The organism is Haladaptatus paucihalophilus DX253 (assembly GCF_000376445.1).
GTDB classification, from domain to species: Archaea; Halobacteriota; Halobacteria; order Halobacteriales; family Haladaptataceae; genus Haladaptatus; species Haladaptatus paucihalophilus.
The window spans coordinates 731,757-757,814 of record NZ_AQXI01000001.1; the positions used below are offsets into that span (position 1 = coordinate 731,757).

At 63.4% G+C, this 26,058-nt stretch carries 30 protein-coding genes; 15 read left to right on the forward strand and 15 right to left on the reverse strand.

Annotated features, from left to right (window positions below; genetic code table 11):
* The first annotated feature begins 3 nt into the window (after positions 1–3).
* Together B208_RS0104155 and B208_RS0104160 are read left to right on the forward strand one after the other, a co-directional pair.
* Positions 4–1,017, forward strand: coding sequence for an amidohydrolase family protein (locus B208_RS0104155; RefSeq protein WP_026177727.1), 1,014 nt, complete (start codon positions 4–6; stop codon positions 1,015–1,017).
* 237 nt (positions 1,018–1,254) lie between these two features.
* The gene (locus tag B208_RS0104160) at positions 1,255–1,740 is read left to right on the forward strand and encodes a universal stress protein (protein ID WP_007980292.1); all 486 of its coding nucleotides are present in this window, start codon (positions 1,255–1,257) and stop codon (positions 1,738–1,740) included.
* Between the two features lie 44 nt (positions 1,741–1,784).
* On the opposite strand, the gene B208_RS0104165 is transcribed toward B208_RS0104160, so the two are convergent.
* Positions 1,785–2,813, reverse strand: coding sequence for a bifunctional biotin--[acetyl-CoA-carboxylase] synthetase/biotin operon repressor (locus B208_RS0104165; protein ID WP_007980294.1), 1,029 nt, complete (start codon positions 2,811–2,813; stop codon positions 1,785–1,787).
* Between the two features lie 190 nt (positions 2,814–3,003).
* On the opposite strand from B208_RS0104165, the gene B208_RS0104175 reads away from it, so the two are divergent.
* Positions 3,004–3,684, forward strand: coding sequence for a carbonic anhydrase (locus B208_RS0104175; protein WP_007980296.1), 681 nt, complete (start codon positions 3,004–3,006; stop codon positions 3,682–3,684).
* A gap of 159 nt (positions 3,685–3,843) precedes the next feature.
* Here the strand turns inward: B208_RS0104175 and B208_RS0104180 are convergent, their stop codons facing one another.
* Complete coding sequence (locus B208_RS0104180; protein WP_073096501.1) at positions 3,844–4,485, reverse strand: LysE/ArgO family amino acid transporter; 642 nt, start codon at positions 4,483–4,485, stop codon at positions 3,844–3,846.
* Between the two features lie 142 nt (positions 4,486–4,627).
* On the opposite strand from B208_RS0104180, the gene B208_RS0104185 reads away from it, so the two are divergent.
* The 4 genes from B208_RS0104185 to B208_RS0104200 all read left to right on the forward strand — a co-directional run bounded on the left by B208_RS0104185 (position 4,628) and on the right by B208_RS0104200 (position 7,003).
* Positions 4,628–5,026: an ArsR/SmtB family transcription factor gene (locus B208_RS0104185; RefSeq protein ID WP_007980301.1), complete on the forward strand. Its 399-nt coding sequence runs from the start codon at positions 4,628–4,630 to the stop codon at positions 5,024–5,026.
* Positions 5,023–5,856, forward strand: a complete 834-nt coding sequence (locus tag B208_RS0104190; RefSeq protein ID WP_007980303.1) for an arsenite methyltransferase — start codon at positions 5,023–5,025, stop codon at positions 5,854–5,856. Before B208_RS0104185 ends, B208_RS0104190 begins: the two co-directional genes overlap by 4 nt.
* On the forward strand, positions 5,853–6,308 hold the full coding sequence (locus B208_RS0104195) for an arsenate-mycothiol transferase ArsC (protein WP_007980306.1): 456 nt from the start codon (positions 5,853–5,855) through the stop codon (positions 6,306–6,308). The genes B208_RS0104190 and B208_RS0104195 overlap by 4 nt, the downstream gene beginning before the upstream one ends.
* 71 nt (positions 6,309–6,379) lie before the next feature.
* Entirely contained in the window at positions 6,380–7,003 is a 624-nt protein-coding gene (locus B208_RS0104200) for a GNAT family N-acetyltransferase (RefSeq protein WP_232423716.1), read from the forward strand.
* A 325-nt stretch (positions 7,004–7,328) separates the two neighbouring features.
* Here the strand turns inward: B208_RS0104200 and B208_RS22920 are convergent, their stop codons facing one another.
* From B208_RS22920 to B208_RS0104220, 4 genes are all read right to left on the reverse strand, one after another.
* A complete protein-coding gene (locus B208_RS22920; RefSeq protein ID WP_018128716.1) occupies positions 7,329–7,688 on the reverse strand; it encodes a hypothetical protein in 360 nt (119 codons plus the stop codon).
* Between the two features lie 81 nt (positions 7,689–7,769).
* The gene (locus B208_RS0104210; protein ID WP_026177730.1) at positions 7,770–8,075 is read right to left on the reverse strand and encodes a chorismate mutase; all 306 of its coding nucleotides are present in this window, start codon (positions 8,073–8,075) and stop codon (positions 7,770–7,772) included.
* Positions 8,033–8,878: a shikimate kinase gene (locus B208_RS0104215; RefSeq protein ID WP_007980312.1), complete on the reverse strand. Its 846-nt coding sequence runs from the start codon at positions 8,876–8,878 to the stop codon at positions 8,033–8,035. The genes B208_RS0104210 and B208_RS0104215 overlap by 43 nt, the downstream gene beginning before the upstream one ends.
* A gap of 58 nt (positions 8,879–8,936) precedes the next feature.
* Positions 8,937–10,007 carry a CNNM domain-containing protein gene (locus tag B208_RS0104220; RefSeq protein ID WP_007980315.1) on the reverse strand — a complete coding sequence of 357 codons (1,071 nt, stop codon included), beginning with the start codon at positions 10,005–10,007 and terminating at the stop codon, positions 8,937–8,939.
* A gap of 273 nt (positions 10,008–10,280) precedes the next feature.
* Here B208_RS0104220 and B208_RS0104225 point away from each other — a divergent pair, with 273 nt between their 5' ends.
* Entirely contained in the window at positions 10,281–10,715 is a 435-nt protein-coding gene (locus B208_RS0104225; RefSeq protein WP_007980316.1) for a DUF5796 family protein, read from the forward strand.
* Positions 10,715–10,963, forward strand: a complete 249-nt coding sequence (locus B208_RS0104230; RefSeq protein WP_007980318.1) for a DUF7508 domain-containing protein — start codon at positions 10,715–10,717, stop codon at positions 10,961–10,963. Before B208_RS0104225 ends, B208_RS0104230 begins: the two co-directional genes overlap by 1 nt.
* A 28-nt stretch (positions 10,964–10,991) precedes the next feature.
* Here B208_RS0104230 and B208_RS0104235 read toward each other — a convergent pair whose 3' ends face one another.
* From B208_RS0104235 to B208_RS24895, 3 genes are all read right to left on the reverse strand, one after another.
* Positions 10,992–11,906 carry a cation diffusion facilitator family transporter gene (locus B208_RS0104235; protein ID WP_007980320.1) on the reverse strand — a complete coding sequence of 305 codons (915 nt, stop codon included), beginning with the start codon at positions 11,904–11,906 and terminating at the stop codon, positions 10,992–10,994.
* Positions 11,907–12,023: 117 nt separating this feature from the next.
* Positions 12,024–12,170: a hypothetical protein gene (locus tag B208_RS24190; protein ID WP_007980322.1), complete on the reverse strand. Its 147-nt coding sequence runs from the start codon at positions 12,168–12,170 to the stop codon at positions 12,024–12,026.
* 141 nt (positions 12,171–12,311) lie between these two features.
* A complete protein-coding gene (locus B208_RS24895; protein WP_007980324.1) occupies positions 12,312–12,446 on the reverse strand; it encodes a DUF7128 family protein in 135 nt (44 codons plus the stop codon).
* A 77-nt stretch (positions 12,447–12,523) separates the two neighbouring features.
* Between B208_RS24895 and B208_RS0104250 the strand changes: the two genes are divergently transcribed.
* A complete protein-coding gene (locus B208_RS0104250) occupies positions 12,524–14,665 on the forward strand; it encodes a CDC48 family AAA ATPase (protein WP_007980326.1) in 2,142 nt (713 codons plus the stop codon).
* A gap of 7 nt (positions 14,666–14,672) precedes the next feature.
* On the opposite strand, the gene B208_RS0104255 is transcribed toward B208_RS0104250, so the two are convergent.
* The 5 genes from B208_RS0104255 to B208_RS0104275 form a co-directional block, all read right to left on the reverse strand.
* On the reverse strand, positions 14,673–16,178 hold the full coding sequence (locus B208_RS0104255; protein WP_368085860.1) for an HTTM domain-containing protein: 1,506 nt from the start codon (positions 16,176–16,178) through the stop codon (positions 14,673–14,675).
* 125 nt (positions 16,179–16,303) lie between these two features.
* Positions 16,304–16,945 (reverse strand): pyroglutamyl-peptidase I family protein, encoded by a 642-nt coding sequence (locus tag B208_RS0104260; RefSeq protein ID WP_007980330.1) that lies wholly within the window; start codon positions 16,943–16,945, stop codon positions 16,304–16,306.
* Positions 16,946–17,106: 161 nt separating this feature from the next.
* Positions 17,107–18,162: a sodium:phosphate symporter gene (locus tag B208_RS0104265; RefSeq protein WP_007980332.1), complete on the reverse strand. Its 1,056-nt coding sequence runs from the start codon at positions 18,160–18,162 to the stop codon at positions 17,107–17,109.
* Positions 18,163–18,337: 175 nt separating this feature from the next.
* The gene (locus B208_RS0104270) at positions 18,338–21,175 is read right to left on the reverse strand and encodes a DEAD/DEAH box helicase (protein WP_007980334.1); all 2,838 of its coding nucleotides are present in this window, start codon (positions 21,173–21,175) and stop codon (positions 18,338–18,340) included.
* Positions 21,176–21,239: 64 nt separating this feature from the next.
* Complete coding sequence (locus B208_RS0104275; protein WP_007980336.1) at positions 21,240–22,196, reverse strand: NADPH:quinone reductase; 957 nt, start codon at positions 22,194–22,196, stop codon at positions 21,240–21,242.
* 53 nt (positions 22,197–22,249) lie between these two features.
* On the opposite strand from B208_RS0104275, the gene B208_RS0104280 reads away from it, so the two are divergent.
* The 5 genes from B208_RS0104280 (at position 22,250) to B208_RS0104300 (ending at position 25,631) form a co-directional block, all read left to right on the forward strand.
* Complete coding sequence (locus B208_RS0104280) at positions 22,250–22,921, forward strand: glycerophosphodiester phosphodiesterase (RefSeq protein ID WP_007980337.1); 672 nt, start codon at positions 22,250–22,252, stop codon at positions 22,919–22,921.
* A gap of 142 nt (positions 22,922–23,063) precedes the next feature.
* Positions 23,064–24,206 carry an ADP-forming succinate--CoA ligase subunit beta gene (sucC, locus tag B208_RS0104285; protein ID WP_007980340.1) on the forward strand — a complete coding sequence of 381 codons (1,143 nt, stop codon included), beginning with the start codon at positions 23,064–23,066 and terminating at the stop codon, positions 24,204–24,206.
* On the forward strand, positions 24,203–25,072 hold the full coding sequence (gene sucD / locus B208_RS0104290) for a succinate--CoA ligase subunit alpha (RefSeq protein ID WP_007980342.1): 870 nt from the start codon (positions 24,203–24,205) through the stop codon (positions 25,070–25,072). The genes sucC and sucD overlap by 4 nt, the downstream gene beginning before the upstream one ends.
* Positions 25,073–25,206: 134 nt before the next feature.
* Positions 25,207–25,404, forward strand: a complete 198-nt coding sequence (locus B208_RS0104295; RefSeq protein ID WP_007980344.1) for a hypothetical protein — start codon at positions 25,207–25,209, stop codon at positions 25,402–25,404.
* A 32-nt stretch (positions 25,405–25,436) separates the two neighbouring features.
* Positions 25,437–25,631, forward strand: coding sequence for a hypothetical protein (locus B208_RS0104300; protein WP_007980345.1), 195 nt, complete (start codon positions 25,437–25,439; stop codon positions 25,629–25,631).
* A 73-nt stretch (positions 25,632–25,704) separates the two neighbouring features.
* Here B208_RS0104300 and B208_RS0104305 read toward each other — a convergent pair whose 3' ends face one another.
* On the reverse strand, positions 25,705–26,049 hold the full coding sequence (locus tag B208_RS0104305) for a DUF7344 domain-containing protein (RefSeq protein ID WP_007980347.1): 345 nt from the start codon (positions 26,047–26,049) through the stop codon (positions 25,705–25,707).
* Positions 26,050–26,058 lie beyond the last annotated feature (9 nt).

Genomic DNA, 26,058 nt, shown 5'->3' on the forward strand with positions numbered 1-26,058 from the left:
TCTATGCTTGTGGAGGGCACCATCCTGTCCGGGCCGAACTTCGAACCCGTGGAAGGCCGCGTCGTCGTCGAGGATGGTACGATAACTGCCATCGAAGAAGAATCCGTTTCGTCGTCGAACATCGTCTGTCCCGCGTTCGTCAACGCACACACCCACATCGGGGATTCCATCGCGAAGGAGGCCGGTGCGGGCCTCTCGTTGGAGGAACTCGTCGCGCCGCCGGACGGACTCAAACACCGACTTCTTCGGAAGACGTCGCGTGCGAAGAAGGTCGAAGCGATGCGGCGGTCGTTGGAGTTCATGCAATCGACGGGAACCGCCTCGTTTCTCGAATTCCGCGAGGGCGGCGTCGAGGGCGTCTTCGCCCTCCGCGAGGCCGCCGAGAGCTTGGACATCGACCCGTTCATCCTCGGTCGGGAAACGGTCGATGCGATGGAAGCGGCGGACGGATTCGGCGCGAGCGGAGCCAACGACGCCGACTTCGGCCGTGAACGGACGGCGACGAAACGGGCAGGGAAGACGTTCGGAATCCACGCGGGCGAGGCCGACCCGAGCGACATCAACCCGGCGCTCGACCTCTCGCCGGATTTCCTCGTTCACGTCGTCCACCCCGAGCCGATTCACCTCGACCGAATCGAAGACAGCGAGATTCCCATCGCGGTCTGTCCGCGCTCGAACCTCGTCACCGGGGTCGGTATGCCCCCGATTCGGGACCTTCTCGAACGGACGACGGTCGCGCTCGGGACGGACAACGTGATGTTGAACAGTCCGTCGATGTTCCGCGAGATGGAGTTCACGGCGAAGTTGACGGACGTCTCGCCCCGCGAAGTGCTTCGGATGGCGACGCGAAACGGGGCGCGCATCGCGGGGCTGAACCGCGGCGTCATCGAACCCGGACGCGACGCGAAACTGCTCGTCCTCGACGGCGACTCGGACAACCTCGCCGGAAACCGCGACGTGGTTCGTTCGGTGGTCCGTCGGGCGGGTGCAAGCGACGTAACCGACGTGGTGCTGTAGGTCGGCATTCCATCGGTTCTGTCACGTTACCGCTGTCGCCACCTCGCCGTCTTACCGCTTTGCCGTCTTGCCATCTCATCGCCTTACCGCCTTACCGCCTCGCCGTCGTCCTCCCACCGCCGTTGTCGCACCGGACTTCGGGAATGTACGTCCCGCGACCGATGCCGTTTCGTTTCGAAGGAAGTTCTCACCAAATGAGTTAAGACAACCCATACCGTGCCATTCGGTAACATTCCAATGTACGACCGAATTCTCGTCCCGACCGATGGTTCGGAGGAGACGACGTGCGTCATCGCACACGCCGCCGAACTGGCCGAGGCGCACGGCGCGGAACTGCACGCGATATACGTCATCAACTCCTCGACGTTCGCCAGCCTCCCCATGGAGTCGTCGTGGGAGGGCGTCTCCGACATGCTCGAAGAGGAGGGAAAATCGGCGCTCGAAGACGCCCGCCACGTCGCGGAGGAGTACGACGTTTCGCTGACGACCCACTTGCTCGAAGGGCCGCCGAACAAGGAAATCGTCCGCTACGCCGAACTGGACGGTTTCGACCTCATCGTGATGGGAACGCACGGACGCGGCGGCATCGACCGCCTCCTGCTCGGCAGCGTGGCCGAGCGCGTCGTCCGCGCTTCGACCGTCCCCGTCCTCACGGTCCGCGTCGGCGGTGAGGACGACGGACCGGACGTCTCGGCGACCGGCAAAGCACACAGCAGTAGCTGAACCTGAACGCCGTCAGTTCCAACCTTCGACATCTTCATCGGTCGTCAGTTCGCCGGGCGAAGGTGGTCGCAATCGCCCGCGTGAACGCGGACGTCTCCATCGTCAGTCTCGACGACCAGCGCGCCCGGCGTGACGATATCGACCGCTGTTCCAACCACGTCTCCGTTCGTCGTTTCGACCCGTACCCGCTGGCCCAGCGTCGCCGACAGTTCTCGCCACGCCGGAAGGACGGCATCCACGTCCGTTCGGAGCGCGTCGAACTCCTCTAGCACCCGTTGGACGAACACCCGTCGGTTCACGCTCCCGACGACTTCCTGCACGCTCGTCGCGCCCTCCGGGAGGTCGTCGGCCGGGATGTTGACGTTGATTCCGGTGCCGACGATTACCCACGAGACGCGATTCGCCTCGCCTTCCATCTCGGTGAGGATGCCACAGAGCTTCTCTCCGCCTCTCGCTCCGGCGGCGGTGCCTTGCTCCGACTGGCCCTCGCTCGTTTCACTCACGAGGACGTCATCAGAACTCCGGTCCGACTGGCCCTCGTTCGCTCGTTCCTCGCTCACGAGGACGTCGTTCGGCCACTTTATTTCCGCCGGGACGCCGGCCTCCCGCGCCGCTCGCGCCACCGCGACGGCGGCGGCGAGCGTCAGGAGCGGCGCGTGCGCTGGCGGGATGTTCGGGCGAAGCACGAGGCTCAACCAGACGCCGCCGGACGGACCGACCCACGTTCGTTCGAGACGCCCCCGTCCGCCGACCTGCTCGTCCGCCAGTACGACGACATCCTCGGCACCCTCCTCGGCCAGTTCCCGCGCTCTGTCGTTCGTGCTCCCGATGGAGTCGTGATATTCGACGGAAAAGGGTGCGTCGAGTCCGTACTCGACCGATGGACCGAACTCGGGGACGTCATCGAGGAGGTAGCCATCGCTCGTGCTCTCGATTTCGAACCCGGCGGTGCGAAGCGCCTCGACGTGTTTCCAAATCGCGTTCCGCGAAATGTCGAGGCTGTCCGCGAGTTCCGGCCCGGAAACTGGACCGTCCGCGAGCGCGTCCAAGACGGCCCGCCGTGTCTCGTTCATACCGTCCGATAGGAACCCGTTCGACAAGAATCGTCCCGTTTGGTCGCGGCGTCCGTCACCGCCGGTTCCATCCGTCCCGAATTCTGTCCGGTTCCGACAGCAACCACGCTCCGGCCGATTTCAACCACGTTCCGACGCGAATCGGCTGGAAACCCAAGGGATAAATTCGAAGTAGAGAGTGCATACAACCATGCACTCCAGGTTCGTCGAGATGTTGCAGCGAAACGCGGACCACGCCGCGGCGTTCCGGACCCGATTTGACGACGTACAGGACTCCCAACGACCGGGCGTCGTCACCGTCTGTTGCTCGGACTCGCGCGTCCTGCAGGACCATATCTGGGGGAACGAGGAACCCGGCGACGTCTTCACGTGCGGCAACATCGGAAACCGCGTCGTCCAGCGCACGGACGACGGTGAAGTCGTCTCCGGCGACGTGCTCTACCCGGTCGAGCACACGGGGACGAAAACCGTCGTCGTCGTGGGACACACGGGCTGTGGAGCCGTCACGGCGACGTACGACGCTTTGACGGACGGCGTGTCCGAACCCGCGGGTATCGAACACTGCCTCGACCTGTTGAAACCCCGCCTCGAAGCGGGCGTCGAAGCGCTCCCGGACGACGTGGACCGGGCGGGTGCCATCAACCGCCTCGTCGAGTACAACGTCGATAGACAGGTCGAATTCCTCCTGGACAGCGACGACATCCCGGACGACGTGGACGTCATCGGCGTCGTCTACGACTTCCAGGATGTCTACTCCGGGGAGAGAGGAGAAGTCCACGTCATCAACGCGAACGGCGAAACCGCCGTCGAAACGTTGCGAGACGACCACGAGGAGATAGGCGGACGAATCGAGCGGCTCTGGCAGTACTGAGGACGCGACCGCGACACTTTCGAACCGCCCTCCCCACCGATGCCTTCCGAGACAACAGCCTTGCTCCGTTCGATTCGTCGCCGATCTGCAGGTATTCTTCGAACTCCTCTCGGAACAGTGGAGCAACGATTCGGAGGGAGCGTGACCGCGACGGCGGGACTACAACCCACCCCACAGCGCGAGCAGTCCGAACCCGACGATAATCACGCCCGCGAGTCGGTTCACCCGGCGCATGGTTGACCGTCCGAATCGCGTCCGGAAGTGCCCCACGGCGGAACTCAACGCGAACCACCAGAGCGCCGACCCGAGGAAGACGCCGCCGACCAGCGCGGCGGCGTCCGTATCGTTCCCCGACACTCCGACGCCCAACCCGGTGAAGATGCCGACGAAGGCGAGGATGGTCACGGGGTTGGTTATCGTCAAGAGAAACGTCGAACCGTAGTCTCGCACGAGCCCGGGTACGTCCGGTGTGGACGCGGTGGACGCGGTGGGTCCGGTAATTGCGGTGGGTACGGTTTCCGCTGGTTCGGCGCGGAGCGACTGTACGCCGAGGTACAGGAGGAGGACCCCGCCGCCGAGACGGATGCTCGTCCGGTGGGCGAGCAGCGTCGAGGACAGTATCGTGATTCCGAATCCGGCGATGGTGCCGTACACGGCGTCCGCGGACGCCGCTCCGAGTCCGCTGACGAAGCCCGAGAGCCGTCCCTTAGAAAGCGTTCGCTGGATGCACAGGACGCCGATTGGCCCGACCGGTGCCGCAATCGAGACGCCGAGAACGATACCCTGAATCAGAATGGCGATTGTCGTCGTTAATACGCATCACCTCTACCACCGAGAGGTCGTTCGCATCTAAATGCCTTCCGCATTCGTGGTTCTTGTTAACGATGAACAATCAAGGTGGTGTTCGGAATGCTAATATGAATGGTTGTTCAATTACTCAAGCGTGACCCAGGACACGACCAGACTCCGGCGATTCATCGCGGACGAGACCGACGGATGCTGTGACGCCGACGTCGAAGCGCGACTCGACGAACTCGAATCCTTCACGGGGGGGATTCCGGACGACTACGCGACCGATTTGGACGCGTTGAAAACCCTCGGGAACGAGACTCGGTACCGAATCACACGATTGCTTGCCGCCGCGGAGGACGAACTCTGCGTCTGTGAGATAACCCCGTCGTTCGACGTGAGCGAGAGCGCCGTCAGCCACGCGCTGTCCGACCTCACCGACGCCGGGTTGCTGTCCCGCCGAAAAGAAGGGACGTGGCGCTATTATCGGACGACGGCGCGGGCGGAACGGGTCGTTGCGGCGCTCGACGCGACACGAGGTGAAAACGAATGAGCGAAAATACGGACACGACCGACGAGGAGCACAGGAATCTCGATGCCGCGGAACAGCGACGCGCCGTTCGCAACCGGTACGCCCGAATCGCCACGGAGACGGACGGTTGCGCCGACGGAGACGGTTGCTGTGACGAATCGGCCACGCAGAGTTCGGAGCAACTCGGTTACGACGATGACGAAGTGAACTCGGTAGCGGACGGCGCGGACTTGGGACTCGGGTGCGGAAATCCGAACGCCATCGCGTCGCTCGAAACGGGCGACACGGTGCTCGACCTCGGGTCCGGTGCGGGATTCGACTGCTTCCTCGCCGCACGGGAGGTCGGCGAGTCCGGGCGGGTTATCGGCGTCGACATGACTCCCGAGATGGTCGAGAAGGCTCGGGAGAACGTCGTGAAGAACGACGCGACGAACGTCGAGTTCCGCCTCGGCGAAATCGAACACCTCCCCGTCTCCGACGAGACGGTCGACGTCATCATCTCGAACTGCGTCATCAACCTCTCGCCGAACAAGCCGCAGGTCTTCCGCGAGGCGTTTCGGGCGCTCCGCCCGGACGGACGGGTGGCCGTCTCGGACGTCGTGATGACCGCTCCCATCCCGGATGCGGTTCGAACGGATCCCGAATCCGTGGCCGCCTGCGTCGGTGGCTCCTCGACAATCGACGAACTGCGAGCGATGCTAACCGAGGCCGGTTTCGTCGACGTCGAGATAACGCCGAAAGAGGACAGCGAAGAGTTCATCCGCGAATGGGACGACAGCCTCGACCTCGGCGAATACATCGTCTCCGCGGCGATAACGGGCCGGAAGCCTCGACAGGGTGAGAGCGAATGACGGAGCAAAATGACGGCACCGTCACGGTCGCGTTCGTCTGCGTACAGAACGCGGGGCGGAGTCAGATGGCGACCGCTTTCGCCGAGCGAGAGCGTGACCGGCGGGGACTCGAAGACCGGGTACGCATCGTCACCGGTGGAACCGACCCCGCGAATCACGTCCACGGTGTCGTCGTCGAAACGATGGCCGAGAACGGGTTCGACCTCGGAGACCGGACTCCGCGAAAAATCACGCACGACGAGACGATGAACGCGGACATCGTTATCACGATGGGCTGTTCCGCGGAGAACGTCTGTCCGATGACGTGGCGGGGAGACGCCCGCGACTGGGCGCTCGACGACCCGCACGGACGGGAAATCGAGGCGGTGCGGGGAATACGGGATGACATCGAGCGGAGGGTCTCGGAACTGTTCGACGAACTCGCCGAGAACGCCACTGAACGAGGTGTCTAACGGGTGCGGTTTCGCCGAAGAGCACCGCGTCACTTTTAGCCCCCGTCGGAGAATCCGCAGTATCCACGCCTATGTCTCCTACTTTGTTCCCGGCGACCATCGAAAGTGAACGGCTTCGGTACGTGCCGCTACACGAGTCGGTCGACGTTCTCGACCTCTACGAGTATCACCGCTCCGGCGAGATGGATGCCGTAATGCGCCCGCTCGGGGAGACGCCTCACGCGACGCCGAAGGAAACGATGGACGAACTGACCGAAGTCAGGGACGCGTGGGAGTCCGGCGAACGGGCGACCTACGCCATGCGGTCGAACGCGGACGACGAATTCGTCGGCGTCGCCGAGCTGTGGCTCGAATGGGACAAACGCAAGACGTCGTTCGGAATTTGGGTTCGAGAGCCGTGCTGGGGACGCGGCTACTCCGCAGAGCGGGCGGGAGCGATGCTGTACGTCGCCTTCGAACTGCTCGACCTCGAACTCGTGAGCGTCGGACACGAACCCGAAAACGAGCGGTCGAAACGCGCCATCGAGAAGTACGTCGATGCCTACGGCGGGCAGTACGACGGCATCCTCCGAAATTGGCTTCCGCCGGGCGATTCCGGCGGCCCGCGGGACTTACGCGCGTACACCATCTCGCAAGCGCAGTGGCGCGAGAACGTTGCGGACGAAGAACTGGCGACGATTCGGGTCGTTCGGTAAGTCTCACGAGGTCGCTCGCCGTTCGATACGGCGTCTTCACGCGAGAGCGGTCGTTCCCTTCAGTCCCCCGACGTCGAGCCTGACTTTTGCGGTGCCAACCACGCCGCGAGTCCGCTGGAGTCGGCGGCGTGTTCGGCGCGGAAGCGAGCCCATTCGATGCCGACTTTCAGGAGAAAGAACCCGCCGAAGAGTACGCCCCCGCCGCCGATGTTTCGCTAGAATTCCCACCGCGATTATCGATTTTCTCTTTGCTCCACCTTGTTCAGATTCCCAACAGATGTGATAGATTCTGTGTGGATTGCCTCTATTTTCAGGGTGGAACGAACTACGGATTTCCAACGAACCGGTGTCGGCGGGCCAGATAGAAGGTCGCAATCAGTACGTTCAACAGCGGAACAAAGATGAACAAGTAGAGGAGGGTTGGCGTCCATTTCGACTTCTCGCTCACATACGTTCGGTCGTAGTAGAGTGCGAACGGGGCGAACAGGGAGAGTGCGTAATTCACGACGGTTAGCACTGATGCCGTCTCACTCAGATATCCTGAAACCTGTAGTCCGACATGCTGTGCGAAGGCGGTGTTCAGGAGAGTTACCGACAGCCAAAGGAGGAACGAAATGGGTATCGACAAAATCGGAACCCACCAACTGCCGGGAAACAGCACTTTGCGGCTTTGTTTTGTGGCCATTCACTTTCGTCCATGACACAGATGCACGCAATCAGTAATAGCTCTTCGTGACGATTTTCAAACTGTGCGTTGTGTCAGTCGCTACCGATTCTCGCGTTGCTCCACCTTGTTCAGTTCGATGAGCAACCGGAAAATCGCCTTCACCAAATTCGAGTCCACCTCGAACTTCTCGGCGTTCTCGCCCGCCCGGTCCATCACGCGTTGTTCCTGTGACTCGTCCGTCGTCGGGATGTCTTGGGCCGACTTCACCTCCGCCACCGTGTCCGCGACGTAGGTCCGTCGGGCGATGAGTTCCACCAGTTCGCGGTCGATGGATTCGATTTCGTCGCGCAGTTCGTCGAGCGTCATATCGTTCGGGTTCCGTCTGTTTGCGTCGTCGTTAGCCATGTCGTGCCCTCCAATGACTGCCAGCTTTTCCGTACGTCCTCTAAAACCTCTCGCCCGCCGACGGCGACGAAACTCGGGCCGGTTCCCGACAGCGAAACGCCCGCCACGTCCGGCAGAGCTTCCACCATGGGGTCGGCCGAAAACCCGAGCGCACCGCAGAAGGCGAAGCCGTTGACGGTCATCGCCCGGCCGTAGTCGCCGTCGAGCGCGAGTTCGGCCACCAGTTCGGCCATCGGCCCGACCTGCCGACACCGGGAGACGTCCGCGTCGGCGGAGAACGACCGCTCCGGCGGCGTCCACACCAGCACGTCCCAGTCCACCTCGTCGCGGGTGAGCAGTTCGTCCGTCGAGTTGTCGGTGACGGTGACGCCGCCGAGCATGCTCGCGCTGGCGTCGTCGAACGCACCGGTGACCGTCACGCCCACGTCGCGGGCCGCCTGCACGCCGATTCGGCAGGCGTCTTCCCGCCGCATCTCGATATCGAGCGCCGAAAGCGTCGCCAGCACCGTCGCGTTCGCGGCGGCGCTCGAACTCTTCAGGCCGGAAGCCATCGGCACGTCGCTCTCGGTGCGGACCGTCGCGCCGAACGCCTCGTCTTCGACGTCGAGGACGAGTTCCGCACAGCGTTCGATGAGTCGAGCGTCCGCGTCGGGAGCGTCGGCGATTTCGCCCCGTATCTCGCCGGAATCGTCCAGTTCGACCTCCGCGGTCGTCGAGATGGCGATGGCGAACGCCGACCCGACACCGGTCGCCAGTGCGTTGAGTATCGTCCCGGCGGCGGGTGCTTTCGCGCGACCGTGCATGGTCGGCCTTCGCGGGTATCCGTCTTGAGGATGGCGGTAGACGCAATACGTGATGCCGTCACGCGGCCGCGGACGATTCGGTCGGTTCGTCCGTCGGGTCCTCTAGTTCACCGACGATTTCCTCCAATGCGTCGGTTGCGGTGATGAGGCCGACGACTTCTCCGTCCTCCATCACCAGCGCGAGTTCCTGATTTTCGGCCTGGAACTGGTCCACCACGTCGCTGATGGATGCGTCCGCCACGACGGTCGTCGGCGGGTGTGCCACCTCCTCGATGGTCGTCTCTCCCGACCGGAGCGCGTCGTCCGCGCCGTACAGCGCGGGCATGTAGACGTTCCCGTGGTACTCGGAGAGCGACTCGCCGACCAGCGGAAACCGCGTGTGCGGATTGTTCTTGGCGCGTTCGACGTTCTCGTCGAGGGACGCGGACGTCGAGAGGGAGACGATGTCCTCGCGCGGAATCATGACGTCTCGAACCGGTATCTCGCCGATTGCGAGCGCGTTCAGGACCTCCCGATGGCGCTCGTCCGCGAGGTCGCCTCGTTCGAGGACGGAGCCGAGTTCCTGGTGGAGGTCGGCGCGGGTTTCGATGGCGTCCGCTTCCGCGTCCTTCCACGCGCCGGTGATTTCGACGCCGAACAGACGCAGCGTCCACTTCGCCACCCCGTCGCCGAGCGTGATTATCGGAGCGATGCCCCGATGGAACCAGTACAGCGGGGTCGCGCCGTACCGACAGACGAACTTCGTGCGCTCGACGCCGAGGTACGTCGGCGTCTGTTCCCCGTGGGTCAGGTGGACGAGGTTGATGATGAGGAATCCGAGGAGCGCCCCCGCGCCGACCGACGCCAACCAGGTCCCCGCGAATATCGGCTCGAAGATGGCGGCCAGCGCCGGTTCGGCGACGATACCGACCGCGATGCTGGATGCGGTGATACCGACCTGACAGCTCGTGAGGTAGATTTCGAGGTTCTCCGTCATCTCCCACGCCCTCCGCAAGTCGGGCGAGTCGAACTCCGATTCGGAGTACTGGCGGACGCGGGTCAGCGCGAACTCGATGGCGACGAAGTACCCGTTCGCCAGTATCAACAGTAGTCCGGCGGCCAACCGCGCAGCTATCACCACGGTGTTCATCGTCCGTGCGTAGCGGTTCCACTCATTTGATACTACTGGCTCGTTTCAAACCATCTTCCTATGATGGCGATTGGAAAATGAGATTTTCAAATAATATTGCGCCGATGTTTGTGTCCGTCAAGTTCATTGGTGGCATCAACCGTCCGTCGAGTCTCGGGCATTACGTCGAATCTCGGGTCGGTATGCTCTCCCGCGTGGGTCGTCCGACGGGGTGCGAACGAATCGTTGCGCCGGAACGGGGGTCTTTTCCCCGTCCCCGACAAACCGCCGGGTATGAGTGTCCGCAACGACGTTTCCCCCGATACGCTCGGCGTCGAACTCACCGAGGACGGCATCGTCGTCGAATACACGGACGGCCGGGAGGTCTTCTACAACGGGATTCCGAAGAAGGTACAGGGGACGCTTCGAACGCAACCAGGAAAGCTGATTCAGGTGCTCGTCACCGACCCGACCGAGACGGAGGGCGTCATGACCTACGTCAACGACCGGGACACCCACGACGAAATCCTGCAAGAGACGGGCGTCGGCCGAGTCATCCTCGAACCCGGCGAAGAGGAGGAACTGTTCCCCGGAGTGACGGTCCGGGCCGACGGCTACGCCGTCGAAGTCGAGGCCAGTCCGAAAATTGCACGCGGGCGAGTGTTCGTCTTCGAGGAGGACGAACTGGGCGAGCGCTCGTTCGAGTTCGTCGAGGACGACGACGAATAATGCCGCTCGCAAAGCGCTGGCTGGAACTCGACAGGGGGACGGTCGCGCGGGCTCCGGAACGCTGGGCGATGTACGAACTGGGGACCGACGGCGAGGTACTGGAAATCGGCGTCGGCGTCCTCCGCGACGAGTTGAAAACCGCGCTCACGTACGGCGACGCCGAGCAGGTCCGTTGGGAGACGTGCCAATCGCGGGAAGGAGCGGAGGAGTTGGCCGCGGAACATCGGGAACGGGCAGGGCTGGACTGAGTAGTGGTTGACTGGTAGCCGCCGGAACTCAGTTGACGAGCGGTGACGTCGGTTCCTCGTCCGCGTCCTTCCACTCGCCCAGTCCTTCGGGGTCGAGATGGATGTGGACGTCGCCCACGTCGTCGCGGGCGATGAGTGAGTCTCGGAGTTCGGTTTCGATGTCGTGAGCTTCGATGAACGTGTGGTCGGCCGCGACCTCGGCGTGGAACTCGATTTCGAGGACGGTTCCGGCGTGGTAGGCGGTGAAATCGTGTACACCGTGAACGTCGTCGTGGGAGAGCACTTCGTCCCGAATCTCTTCTCGGACGGGTTCCGGGGCGGCGGTGTCCACGAGGTAGTTGACGTTCTCCCGCGAAATCTCCACGCCCTGGTGGATGACGAGCAGGCTGACCACTCCGCCCGCGAGCGGGTCGAGAACCGGGAACCCGACGGCCATTCCGGCGACGCCGACCATCGCCGCGAGCGTGGTGTAGAGGTCGTTTTTGCTGTCGGCGGCGAGCGCGGCGAGGCCGGACGACCCCACGTTTCGGTTGACGCGTTTGGTGTACCAGTAACAGAAGGCGCGGTCGAAAAAGGCGAAGGCGAGTCCCCCAGCGAGGGCGATGCTGTAGGTTGCCTCCGGCGCGGAGCGAATCGTTTGTCCAGCGTCGTACAGCAGTTTCAGGCCGAGCAGGACGAGCGTCCCGCCGACGAACAGGGCGGTCAGCGGTTCGACCCGCTCGTGTCCGTGCGGGTGGTTCGAGTCGGGTCCGTGAAAGGAGAGACGTCCCCAGACGAGGACGACCGCACTCGCCAACAGGTCGGCCACCGAGTGGGCGGCGTCGGCGACGAGCGCGAGGCTTCCGAACGCGAGTCCGAGTCCCCCCTCCACCACGATTTTGAGGACGTTCGTCACCACGTTGGCCCACGACGCCTTGAGGAATTCGCTCCGGTGGTCGGCCATTCGTTCCTTCGTGGAACGCCCGTGGTTAAGAATATATGGATTAGAGTTGACAAATATCGGTTTTAGAGTGAGTCTAAAACACACGGTAATCGGTTACACGGTGACTCGGACGCAACATCACGTAATTCGGCGCGACATCACCACCACGCCGAGGACGATGAGTCCGATTCCCCAATAGAGCGAATCGTACGGTAGCACCTTCAGGAGGAGCGTGACGACGCCGGACGTGAACAGCGACCAGCCGATTGTGGTATCGTACCCCATAGTACGTTCCCGACTGCCACTCGGTTTAAGCTGTCGGCAGTGGTGAACGTCCGCGTGGCAATCGACGCGCGTTCGTCGCCGTTTGCCCGCCATTATCCGTCCACCGATGCCGCCGTCACCTGCTCCCGTTCGTCGTGTCCGCTACTGGATGTAGCTCGGGTCCTCCGCGTCGCAGTGTTCCTCGTGCTGTTCCGCGTCGCTCCGGTCGTCGAACATCAGTCCGCACTGCTCGCACTGGTACCATGTCGCATCGTCGCGCTCGGTTCGAGCAACCATAATTGAACAATCGGCAGCATCGGACAAAGGGGTTTCTCCGGGAAACCCTGAAGACGGTGGGGTGACGAGTAGGGAATATGACGAATACACCGACGGTTACGCTTACCGTCCGGGGTGCGGAAAAGCGCGACGGCGGGCGGGGTATCGCCCGAATCGCCGACGAGGCCCGACAGCAACTCGGCGTGCTGAGCGGCGATACGGTCGCCGTCGAGGGGAACGGAACGACGGTCGTCAAGGTGTGGCCCGCCGCGAGCACGGTGCCGGAAAACACCATCCAAATCGACGCCGAAACGCGGACGAACGCGGGCGTCAGAATCGGCGACGAGGTTTCCGTTCGTCCCATCTCCGTCTCCGACGCGGACTCCATCACGGTCGTCCCGAAGGCGAACTTCTCGCTCGACGACGTTGACACGCTGGAGCGGGCGGTGAAGCGGGAACTGCTGGACCGTCCGGTTCAGTCCGGTGAGCGCGCGCGAATCGAGCGACTCGGCGACGCGGGACTATTCGTCGTCACGCGGACGAATCCCGGTGGAACCGTCCGCGTGACGAACGACACGAACGTGAAAGTCTCCCTCTCGGATATGGTCGAATCCGTCTCCACATCCTCCACCGACGCCGACGATTCGACCGACGTCACCGGCGCGGCGTACGAGGACATCGGCGGACTGGACGATGAACTCCGGCGGGTCCGCGAGATGGTCGAACTGCCGCTCTCGAACCCCGAACTCTTCCGCCGGTTGGGTATCGACCCGCCGAAGGGCGTGTTGCTCTACGGCCCGCCCGGAACCGGAAAAACCCTCATCGCCAAGGCGGTCGCCAACGAGGTGAACGCCCACTTCGTCTCCGTCTCCGGCCCGGAAGTGATGAGCAAGTACAAGGGAGAAAGCGAGGAACGCCTCCGCGAAATCTTCACCGAAGCGAACGAGAACGCCCCCGCCATCATCTTCTTCGACGAGGTGGACAGCCTCGGCGGGAAGCGCGACGAGGAAAGCGACATGGAGAACCGACTCGTCGCCCAGATGCTGTCACTGATGGACGGGTTGGAGTCCCGCGGGGAAGTCGTCGTCATCGGCGCGACGAACCGCGTGGACGCCATCGACCCGGCGCTCCGGCGCGGCGGGCGCTTCGACCGCGAAATCGAAATCGGCGCGCCCGACGAGGGCGGCCGCCGCGAAATCCTCGAAGTCCACACCCGCGGGATGCCGCTCGCCGACGACGTGGCGGTCGAACGACTCGCCGCGACGACTCACGGGTTCGTCGGTGCCGACCTCCACACGCTCGTCACGGAGGCGGCGATGGCGGCGCTCCGGCGCGCGCGCGACGACGGCGCGGACGACGACGCGTTGCTCTCCGTCGAGGTGACGCGGGGGGACTTCAACACCGCGCTGGCGAGCGTCGAACCGTCCGCGATGCGCGAGTTCGTCGCCGAAGCACCGGACATCTCCTTCGAGGACGTTGGGGGACTGAACGACGCGAAGCAGACGCTCATCGAGGCCGTCGAGTGGCCGCTCTCGTACTCGAATCTGTTCGAAGCGACGCGGACGGAACCGCCGAGCGGCGTCCTCCTCTACGGCCCGCCCGGAACCGGGAAGACGCTCCTCGCCCGCGCGCTCGCTGGCGAGAGCGACGTGAACTTCGTCTCCGTCGCCGGACCGGAACTGCTGGACCGGTACGTCGGCGAGAGCGAGAAGTCAGTTCGGGAGGTGTTCGACCGGGCGCGACAGGCCTCCCCCGCCATCATCTTCTTCGACGAAATCGACGCGCTCGCGTCCCAGCGGGGCGAGTCCCACGAAGTCACCGAACGGGTCGTCTCGCAACTGCTGACCGAACTCGACGGCCTGACCGAGAATCCGAACCTCGTCGTCCTCGCGGCGACGAACCGCCGCGAGGCCATCGACCCCGCGCTCCTCCGTCCCGGGCGACTCGAATCCCACATCGAGATTCCGGCCCCCGGCGAGGAGGGTCGTCGCAAAATCCTGTCCGTCCACGCGGGCGACAAACCCCTCGCCGACGACATCGACCTCGATTGGTTGGCGACGGAACTGGAGGGGTACACCGGTGCCGACATCGAGGCGCTCGTCCGCGCCGCGTCGATGCGCGCCATCCGCGAAGCGGCCGACGAGTTGACGCCCGAGGAAGCCAACGAGCGCGCTGACGAAATCGTCATCGAGCAGCGCCACTTCGATGCCGCCCGTGAGTTCGTTCAGCCGACGCTATAGTCAGATATTACGTCGTATCTCGGTTTCGAGTACTACACGAGCGATTCGTGATTTCTACCCGTTCGGTCGGCTCCGGGCCGTCGAGCCTCGTCGGTTGCCGAACGTAGTAGACGGAGACGTTCGTCAGGTCATCGTCGTGCGTTTCGTTCCAACGTTGACAGACGTACTTGGCGAACGCCGGTCGAAGCGTCCCGTAGTCGCGCCGCTGGAGGTCGAGGAGATATACCAGCCACCGATGACTGGGGAATCCGAGCCCCTCATCGGACGGGCGGTCCCAACGAACGGCACCCCGATGAAACGCGTCCACTTCCCGCCCTGATTCGAGTCGCCCGGGAACGACGTACCACCCGTCGGTTCCTCGCGGTTCGGGTGCGAACATGCTCCAGCGATGTTCGGCCGGATTCACCGTATCCTCTACCTGTTCTGGCGTTCGGACGTACCCGAGTGTCGCGGCGTTCCAGACGAGGACGAACACGAGAAGGAATGTCAAAATAAGCGGTGTGATTCGTTCTATTCCCTGACGGACGTCATTCAGAACCTTCGGCGTCCGAGGGTGAGGAAAGGCACGTTCACACCAACTCATCCGACGTGCCTCGTCGCGTGCCCCCACGACCGGTTCGACGAACCGGTCCACGGAATCCCAGACGACGCTCGGGAGAAACGGAAGCAGTGCCGTGATAGAAATCAACGGAAAGAGACCGAGATGCATGGTGAGAAACATTCCAAAGTGCATCCCGATGAATAGCGATGCGAACGCCGCCCGCGACCAGCCAGTCAGGAGTATCAGGAGCGCCGACGTCACGATCATCGTGAACCAGAACTTGTCGAAGACGTGAAGAATCGTCGGATACCGGGCCAAAGCGTCCCCGACGAACGTGGTGAGATTGTGGAGACTGAACACGTACTCCACCGCAACGCCGCGCGTCCACAACTCGCCGCGGAGTTTGAACAGCGCATTCGCGGTGTAGATAACGACGACCTGAACCAACAACCCGGCGGACGCGAGGCTCACAACTCGCTCGTCGTGGCCCTCGTCGTACAGCGAATCGACGGAGCAGCGTTCACCCAACGGTAAGAAGATACCCCACAGAAGCAATCGCCGAAGCAAGGAATCTCCAGCGTTCAGGAGGACTGGATTTCGAGCATGTAACGACACGAGGAGAACGAACGAAATCGCCGTCGAAACCCTCGTTCGATAGCCGACGAGAAGCAACAGAGCGAAGATGGCGGCAACGATAAACAAGACCGCTTGAAACCACGCCGCTCCCGAAATCGTGTGGATCGAAAGGTGAGAAAGCCCGGGGAACCGCGTTTCGAGAACCGAGCGGGGTAAAACACCGGAGTCTGTGTAGAAAACAGCGAGGTCGCGCGACCGGAGAACCAGATCGGAGAGCAACAAGAAGCCCAGGAATATCCGGAAGGTTGCCAACGCTCGTGTGTCGATTTCAAACCGACGGGCGAGAGCAGTGCGACCCCGTTCACCAATATTTGTCGCGGTCGCGAACATATCCATGTCCGCGAATATTTTTAATATTATATAAGTCTTCTATATTTCATATAAACTAACGTCGTATACCCTATCCAAATCGGTGTCACTCATCCCCTTTGACCTACAATCTCCACAAACGACCTCGTAACTCATTCCTCAAGCGTCACGTCGAACGTCCGTCGTATCGCCGCACACTGCATCGACAGCGGCATGCTCGGTTGGACCGACGCGCCGCTGGTTCCGTTCCCGTCCTCGGCGTGTTTCGCCGCCAGTTCGGGCGTACAGGGGAGGTGGACGAAGCCCATCGGAACGTCGCGGTTCTCGCGCTCCAGATACGCCCGCGTCGAGTAGAGGGCGTTGTTGCAGAGGTGCGTCCCGGCGGTGTTCGAGACGTGAGCCGGAATCCCGGCGTCGAGCAGGGATTCGACGACGGACACGACGGGCAGCGTGGCGAAGTAGCCCGCCGCCTCGCCGCCGCGGATTCGCTCGTTTCGCGGCTCCGCGCCCGCGTTGTCCGGCGTGCTCCCCGAGTCGTTGACGTTGATACCCACGCGCTCGACGCTGATTCCCGCCCGTCCCGCCGCGAGACCGGTGGCGACGATTGCGGTCGGGTCGTGGGTTTCGATGTGGTCCCGCATCGCTTCGAACGCCGCGTCGAACTCGACCGGGAGGACTTCCCCGACGATTTCGTGGCCGCCGAGTTCCTCGCCGTCGAGTTCGCGCGCCACCATCTCGCTCGGGTTTTCGTCGTCGTCGCCGAAGGGTTCGTAGCCCGTCAGGAGCAGCGTCATGCACGGACGATTTCGGCGCGGCGGCTTAGTTGATGGTGTCGCGGAAAGGCGGACGGATTGGGTCGGATATCTCGACGAACATCGCGCCGAAACCACGAGGGGACCGGGATGGCGCGTAAAATCGTGACCCGTGTGAAGTCGTGTGGCTCCGACGCCGACCGTCACCCGAGGACGATGAGCAACAGCGGAACGACGAGCAACGTGAGGAGAAATCCGATGAAGTAGGTTTTGGTCCCGACGATTTCGTTCTGCATCGCGTCGATGAACGGCGTGTACAGCGGATAGAGAACGAGCGTCAGGAGCGTCACCAGTAGGCCGATGCTCAACAACAGGACGACGGTCTGCACGCCGACGGGCGTGTCGAGGGCAACCGCGATGATGAGCGTATCGACCAAGGTTCCGATGTTCGCGCCGAGGATGTACGGGATGATCTCGTTGCGCTTGACGTGGCCGCGGTTGTACAGCGGGACGATGACGCCGAGCGAGAACGCGACGCTCGTCGTCAGGCCGGTGATGACGAGTCCGAGGAAGAACGACGCCCACTTGTTTTGCAGTCGGGAGAGATAGCGGCGTCGAAGCCGTTGCTTGTCGAGACTCTTCAGTATCCGGTCGAACAGGCGCATGCTCAGGAAGATACAGAGGATGGCCACGATAAATGCCACTCCGGCACCGAGCACGTCGATGAGGCCGCCGGTAAGCGCCGAAAACACGTCCGGCGGTGACGCTCCCGTGGCGGGCGGGGTTCGCTCAACCGGGACCGTCGTTTGGACCAGCGGCATCGAGAGATACCCCACCACCAACACCGGAAGGTAGATGGAGTGCGTGAGGAGGAACGCGAGCAGGCCCATACTCACCGATTCGCGGAGCGAGTCGAGTTCCTCGTTGAGGTAATCGAACGTGCCGATAAAGATGACGATGGCCGCCGCGCCGAGTCGAGACCCGATTATCATCAGGAACAGTTGCGACGGCACGATGAGGTGCGAACTGAACAGGGAGAGCGAGAGCGCGGCGACGATGGAACCGTTCGCCAGCACGTACGAGGCGAACCAACTGGCCCCGAGCGCGGGCGCGTCGCCGACGACGACCCGGCGGAGGTTCCGTTGGAGGAACGGCGCGAGCGCGTCGGTCGTCGCCCCCAACAGTCGAATGGCGAACAGGAACAGGAGTATCGTCACGAGCAGTCGCACCGAGAGGACTACCGTCGGCTGTTCGGGCAATCTGTCGTGAACGGAGTCCCAACTAATGTGTCCCCACCGGAAGGACGTACTCCGTAGACGGTCTAAACGGTTGTCCTGAATTGGACGAACATCTCAGAAGCGGCGACATAAATAGAAGACGGAACGATATCACAATTTGCTCGCGCGAGGTAAACCGTTCACCACCAACCCCTCATCAGTCCCAGAACGCTTGCGTCCGGGCGTATTGCCGCTCTCTGGCCAAAATATCGCGGTAGAAATCGTCCTCGTCTTCCCTCAATTTGGCGATTATTCGCGCCGCGTTCTGCGGGCCGACGCCGCGGGCCGCGAGCGCGATGACGGCCCGCTTCCCGTGACTTTGGACGAGGTTCGCGGCGTTGTACGCCCGCCTCGTCATCTTCTCTTGTTCCTCGTCCTTGTCGTCGGCCCGCACCGCTTTGACCACCTCGTCGGCCCACGGATTGAGCGCGGCCACTCTGGTCGAACCGCACTGGACGCACTTGGGTTGGTCGTTGACCTTCCCGACCTCCGTCTTGCGTTGCCATTCCTGACAGTGCAAACAGAACAGGATAACGCGGTCGTTCTGAATCCGTTCTCGAACGGTTTGAATCACGCTCGCGTCGGCGTTCTCGGGGGCGAGCAGTTCCCGTCCCGAGGAGCGGCCGCCGCTACCGACCGGGGTCCGCCCGCCGGTCGTGACGATTTCGATGTCGCCCGCCCGAATATCGCGGAGGAGGTCCGCGGTCGCATCGACGGCGAGGTCGTCGTGGAACACTTCTCGAACCGCTTCGTCGTACATCGGCGTGTCCTCCAGCGCGCCGAGGAGACGGCCCATGGAGACGGGACCGCTTCCCTCCCAGCGGTTCAACGCGCCGAACTTCGCGGCGACCTGCGCGAGCGTGAACTTCAGGGTGTCCGAGCGCTTGAGCGAGAGTTCGATGAGCGGGCCGACGTGCTCGGGGTCGGTCTCGTGGAGGACTTCGACGACTTCGTGTCCGTCGATTTTGGCGGGAACGTCCAACTCGATTCGGTAGGGGTCGATGTCCATCCCGACCGAGGACCCGGTTCGCTGGCCGACCAGCGACGAGAGGACGCGCCCGAACGTCTCGTTCACCTTGTGGCCGAAGCAGGCGTTGACGACGATTTTCCCGGCGGCGAACTCCACGACGATTCGATCTGCCGTCGGAACCGGTGCGTCGGTCTCGGCCTGCCTGTCGAGTTGCGAGAGCGCGGATTCCGCGGTGTGCTGGTCGGTCGGGTAGCGGTTCGTGAACTCGCGGGCTACCCCCTCGCGCGGTGCCTCGCGCTCGAACTGCGGTCCCGCCACGGCGCGCATTTCACCCACTTCCTGGGCCACCTCGAACGGGACGGGTATCTCCTCGCCGACCCACGAGGGAACCTCGCCGCCGGGGTCCTCGATGGGCGAGACGTTGACCCGACTCTCGTCGTCGTCGATTTCGGCGATGCGCCACATCTCGCCGCGCTGGATGAACACCTCGCCGGGTTCCGCGAAGTTGACGACGAACCGCTCGTCCAGCGTCCCGATTTGCGACCCGCTGGCGATGTCGTGGACGGTGTAGGTCTCCTCGTCGGGAATCATCGACAGGTTGGCGTAGAAGTACTGCCACGTCTTGCCGGACTTCTCCAGCCTGTCGGCCTCCTCGTTCAGCCAGACCAGTCGATTGCCCTGCAACTCTCGCACGACGCCCTTGAACGTCTCCTCGTCCAAGTCGCGGAACGGATAGGCTCGCGTGACGATTTCGTATGCGCGCCGGGCGTCGATTTCCCCGAAGTCCATGACCAGACCGACGATTTGGTTTGCGACGGTATCCAGACTCGCGTGGTGGATGTGGGCCGGTTCCACGTCGCCGTCCGTTGCCTGTCGAGCGATGGCCATCGCCTCCAGCGCGTCGTCAGGGTTCGACGTGACGATGGTCCCGTTCGACACCTCGTCCATTCGATGGCCCGCCCGTCCCACGCGCTGGAGGAGACGGGCGACCTCCCGCGGACTCTGATACTGGACCACGTGGTCGATTCGCCCCACGTCGATGCCGAGTTCCATCGAGGAGGTACAGAGCAGGGCGTCGAGGTCCCCGTCCTTGAACCGGTCTTCCACGTCGATTCGGGCCTCCTTGGAGAGGCTTCCGTGATGAACGCCGATGTTCGCGCCGAGTTCCTTGAACCGCGACCCGAGCGCTTCGGCGGTCTGGCGCGTGTTGACGAAGATGAGCGTCGAATCGTGCGTTTCCACGATATCCCGAATCGCCCGAACGTGGCTGGCGATGTCCGGGTTCGTCATCAGTTCCCCCGCCAATCGCTCGTCCTCGTTCGTGATTTCGGGTTCGTGCACCCGGAAGTCCACCTTGCTCCCCACGTCCACTTCGATTATCTCGCATCCCCTGTCGCCGGTGAGGAACTTGCCGACCTCTTCGGGGTCGCCGACCGTCGCCGACAGGCCGATTCGCTGGAACTCGCCGGAGAGTTCCTGCAGGCGTTCCAACCCGATGGTCAACTGCGCGCCCCGCTTCGCGCTGGCGAGTTCGTGTACCTCGTCCACGACGACGTGATGGACGTCCTCCAGCGCTTTCCGTAGTTTCGACCCGGTGAGCATCGCCTGCAGCGTTTCCGGTGTCGTCACCAGCACGTCCGGCGGGTCGTTGGCCTGCTTCTGGCGCTGGTAGTCCGTGGTGTCGCCGTGGCGCACGTCGATTTCGATGTCGAGCGTCTCGCCCCACCACTCGAGTCGCTGGCGCATGTCGCGGTTCAGCGCCCGGAGCGGCGTGATGTAGAGCACTGAAATCCCAAATCTGGGGTTTGCCTCCGCTACGGAATCGAAGACGGGCAACATCGCCGTCTCGGTCTTGCCCGTCCCGGTCGGTGCGATGACGAGCCCGTTCTTTCCCTCCGCGAGCGGCGGAATCGCACGCTTCTGTGGCTCCGTCGGCGTCGAGAAGCCTCGCTCGGAGAGCGCCGACCGAACCTCCGAGCCGAGCCGCGCGAAGGCGGCAGAACCAGCGGCCTGCCTGTCCTGCATCGTGGTTTTCGTTGGGAGCGAAGCGAATTAAGCGCGTTGCCTACTCAGGTGTCGCCGTCCGTCGCTACGGTTCCACGACCAGTTTCCCGAGGAAGCTCTCTTCCAACACGTCGCGCTGTGCCTCGTCCACCTCGTCCAGCGAGTACGTCCGGGCGATTTCGGGGACGACTTCGCCGTCCGCGACGAGTCGGGCCAACCGCGCTAGCACCGCCGAAATGTCCGGGGTGTTGTACATGCTCATCAGCGTTATCGTCAGCTCCTTCGAGCGCGCGGCGGGGACGTTCTCGAACCCGGCCGCCACATCCTCGTTGCCGATGCCGACGATGCGGGCACCCGTCGCCGCCACGTCCGCGTCGAACTGGAGGTAGTCGTCCAGCCGGTGGTCGAGGATGACGTCCGGTTTCCCGGCCTCTTCCACCGCCTCCGCGAGGTCCTCCCTGCGGTAGTCGAGCACCGTGTTCGCGCCGACCGCTTCGAGGCGGTCGTGGTAATCCTCGCTCGCCGTCGTCGTCACGCGGGCACCGGTCGCGGCCGCGAGTTGCACCGCGACGTGGCCGACGCCGCCGCTACCGCCGTGCACGAGGCAGGTTTCGGCGGGTTCGAGGTCGCCGTGGTCGATGAGCGCCCGCCACGCCGTGACGCCGACGAGGGCGACCGCCGCGCCCTCCTCGAAGCCGACGCCATTCGGAAGGTGGGCGACCGTATCCGTCGGCGTCGTGGCGTACTCCGCGCACGTTCCGGGTCGGTCGTTCCCGAGGCCGGTACCGAACACCCGGTCGCCCGCCTCGAACTCCTCGATGTCGTCGCCGACGGCTTCGACCTCGCCCGCGAAGTCCGACCCCGGAATCCACGGGAGGTCGCCGGGCGAGTACGACCCCTCGCGGAAGTAGGTGTCCACGGGGTTGACCGCGGCGGCGCGGACCGCCACCAGCAGTTCGTCGTCGTCGGGTTCCGGTCGGTCGATGTCGTCTACCTGTAGCACGTTCGGCCCGCCGTGTTCGTGATAGCGTACTGCGCGCATGTGTGGGGCCACGATGGGAAGGAAAATAAGTCCGCAGGGGTCACAGTGACAGTATGTCCCCAACCGACGCGCCGAACCACATCGCCCATCGCGGGTTCGCCGACGACTATCCCGAGAACAGTCCGCTCGCGTTCGAGCGGGCGGCGGACTGCGCCGACGCCATCGAGATGGACGTCCAGCGGTGTGGCACCGGCGAACTCGTCGTCTTCCACGACGCGAAACTCGGACGGTTGACCGACGAGTACGGGTTGGTCCAGGACACACCGTGGTCGGTGCTCCGAGGCCTCTCGATTCTCGGGTCTGACGAGACGGTTCCGTCGCTGGAAACCGCACTCGACGCGGTTCCGGCGGGGACGGCCATCAACCTCGAACTGAAACACGTCGGGATGGCGGACCGAGTGTTAGACGCGGTGGGGGCAGTCGAAAACGAGATACTGCTGTCCTCGTTCGACTCGCGCGTTCTCCGGAACCTCCGGGAACGGGACGCAGACGTTCGACTGGCCTACATCAACCAGCGCGGGCCGAACTGCATCGACACTGCCGTCGATTTGGACTGCGCGTGTGTGCACCCCCGAGCGGACCTCTGCGACGCGTCGTTCGTGGCGCGGGCGCACGAGGCCGGATTGACCGTGAACTCGTGGACGGTGGACGACGAGGAGGGGGCGGCCACCCTCGCGGAGGCCGGCGTCGATGGTATCGTCTCCGACACGTCGGCGGTCTTCTGAAGTCCCCGATAAAAGGGCGGTAAATACGGCGAAATAATCGACGATAGACCGTCCGGCCGGACGTCAAAACGGGTCGCGGCAAAAACCGCCTTGGGCGTGAACCGGCGGGATTTAAGCGGCGCGGAAACCCCCTTTCGAACGCATGAGGCTACACGAGTATCAGGCGAAGGAGGTGTTTTCCGACGCGGGAATTCCGACGCCGGATTCGGCGCTCGCAGAGAGTGTCGAGGAAGTCGTCGAAGCGGCGGAGGACATCGGCTACCCTGTCGCGGTAAAAGCGCAAGTACACGTCGGCGGCCGCGGAAAGGCCGGCGGAATCAAACTCGCTGAAGACCGTGACGAGGCCGAGGAAGCCGCCGAGGACATTCTCGGAATGGACCTCAAGGGATACACAGTCGAACAGGTGTTGGTCGAAGGTGCCGTCGATTTCGTCAACGAACTCTACGTCGGCGTGACGATGGACCGCGGCGAGGGCAAACCGGTCGCAATGGTCTCCACGAAAGGCGGCGTGGACATCGAGGCCGTCGCCGAGGAGACGCCCGACGCCATCGCGCGGGAGCACATCGACCCGGCGTTCGGCATGCACCCGTACCAGGCTCGTAAGGCCGTGTTCGACGCGGGCGTGGACAAGGACATCGCCATGGACGTCGCGGGCGTCCTCACGACGCTGTACGACCTCTGGTCCGACAAGGACGCGAACGACGCCGAAATCAACCCGCTGATGGTCACCTCGGACGACGAGGTTATCGCGGCCGACGCGGTGCTCAACATCGACGACGACGCGCTCTTCCGTCACCCCGACCTCGCCGAGATGGAGGAGGACTCCTACGAGGACGACCTCGAACGCAAGGCCGGCGAGTACGGCTTCGACTACGTTCGACTCGATGGCAACGTCGGCATCATCGGCAACGGTGCCGGACTCGTCATGACCACGCTCGACCTCGTGGACTACTACGGCGGCGAACCCGCCAACTTCCTCGACATCGGTGGCGGCGCGAAAGCCGAGCGCGTGACGAACGCGCTCGACATGGTGTTCTCGGACGAGAACGTCGATTCGGTCGTCTTCAACATCTTCGGCGGCATCACCCGCGGTGACGAGGTTGCCAAGGGTATCAACGAGGCGCTCGAATCGCTCGACGAGATTCCGAAACCCGTCGTCGTTCGACTCGCCGGGACGAACGCCGAGGAAGGAATGGACATCCTGAACACCGACCTCGTTCAGGTCGAAGCGACGCTCGAAGACGCGGTTCAGCGTGCCGTCGAAAACGCGGAGGAAGAACAATGAGCATTCTCGTCGACGACGACACCCGAGTGGTCGTCCAAGGTATCACTGGCGGTGAGGGCAGTTTCCACACCGAACAGATGATGGAGTACGGAACGAACGTCGTGGCCGGTGCGGTCCCCGGCAAGGGCGGCCAGGAAGTGCAGGGCGTGCCCGTCTACGACACCGTGAACGAAGCGGTCGAGGAGGAGGACGCCGACGCGTCCGTCATCTTCGTCCCGCCCGCGTTCGCCGGAGACGCAATCTTCGAGGCGCTCGACACGGACCTCGACCTCGCGGTCGCCATCACGGAAGGCGTCCCAACGCAGGACATGTCGAAAGTGTACAAGCGCCTCTCGGAGACCGACACGCGCCTGCTCGGCCCGAACTGCCCCGGCATCATCACGCCCGGCGAGGCCAAACTCGGTATCCTCCCCGGCAACATCTTCGAGTCCGGGAACGTCGGTCTCGTCTCCCGTTCGGGGACGCTGACCTACCAAGTCGTGGATAGCCTCACCCAGCGCGGTATCGGGCAGACGACCGCCATCGGCATCGGCGGCGACCCGATCATCGGCACGGACTTCATCGACGCCCTCTCGCTCTTTGAGGACGACCCCGATACCGATGCCGTCGTCATGTGCGGCGAAATCGGTGGCGAGGACGAAGAGGAAGCGGCGGCGTTCATCGCCGAGAACATGGACACCCCGGTCGCCGGCTTTATCGCGGGCCGCACCGCCCCGCCAGGAAAGCGCATGGGCCACGCGGGTGCCATCGTCTCCGGCAGCGGCACCGGCACCGCCGAGTCCAAAATCAACGCCCTCAACGACGCGGGCGTCCCGGTCGGCGACACCCCCGAGGAAGTCGCGGACAACATCGAAGACTTCCTGTAAGCAGTCCTCGAACGGTTCGATTCTCGTTTCTTTTATCGCGCAACTGTATCGCTCGTCAGCCGAACGCTCGTCCGAACTGTCGGCCGAACGCTCGTCCAAAACATCCTTCAGATCCGCCTCCGTACACTCGTCCGATGAAAACCGAAGCGCTCGCCGGACGGAGCGCGACGGAACTCGTCGGGACCGCCATCCCGGTGGCGATGGGGCTGTTCACGCTCGCGTTGTTCCTCTTTTCGGGGAGAACGGTGCTGTTCGTCGGAGGAGCCATCGGCATCGGGTTGGTCCTCTTCTCCGGCCTCGTCAGCTATCGGGACGCCCGAAACCGAGGGTGATATTTTTCCGACCGGTTCCCGTTCGATTTCGTATGGACGATGCCGAACTACAAAAACGACTTCGCCGAATCGAGTACCGTCAGTATCTCATTCTCGCTCTGCTCGTCGTTCCGTATCTCGCCGAACTGGTCGGCGTCTGGGTCGCCGGTCTATTCGCCATCGTGGTCGGATTCGCCGCCTTCACGATGGTCGTCATCTACCGCCGAAACGACCGGAGCACGGCGTGAAGATATTCGATACCCGATATCCGGTTTCCGCCGCGCTCGATACCCGCCGTTCTCGATACCCGTCCTGTTCGCGTCAGCGCCGACTCGGGGTGCCCATCTCGTAGTCCGAAGAGAGGTCCAGCAGTCGTTCGACCATCGTCGGAAGCGTTCGCAAGCGGACGGTGTTCTCCTCGCGGCCGCTTTCGATGAGTCCCGCATCGGCTAACTTGGGGAAGTGAACGTGCCTGAGACTCGTCATCGCGCGGTCGTGTGTCTCGGCCGTGACTTCCATTCCGTCCGTTTCGTTGACGATGATTTCGGCCAGCGCGTCGTGGTGAACCGCGCCGTCGAACGTTTCGAGAAGGTGGTAGAGAACGAGACGACGGCGATAATGAGAGAGAACGTCGAACGAACGACTCAGTGGGAGTCCATGGTCCATTACACACGC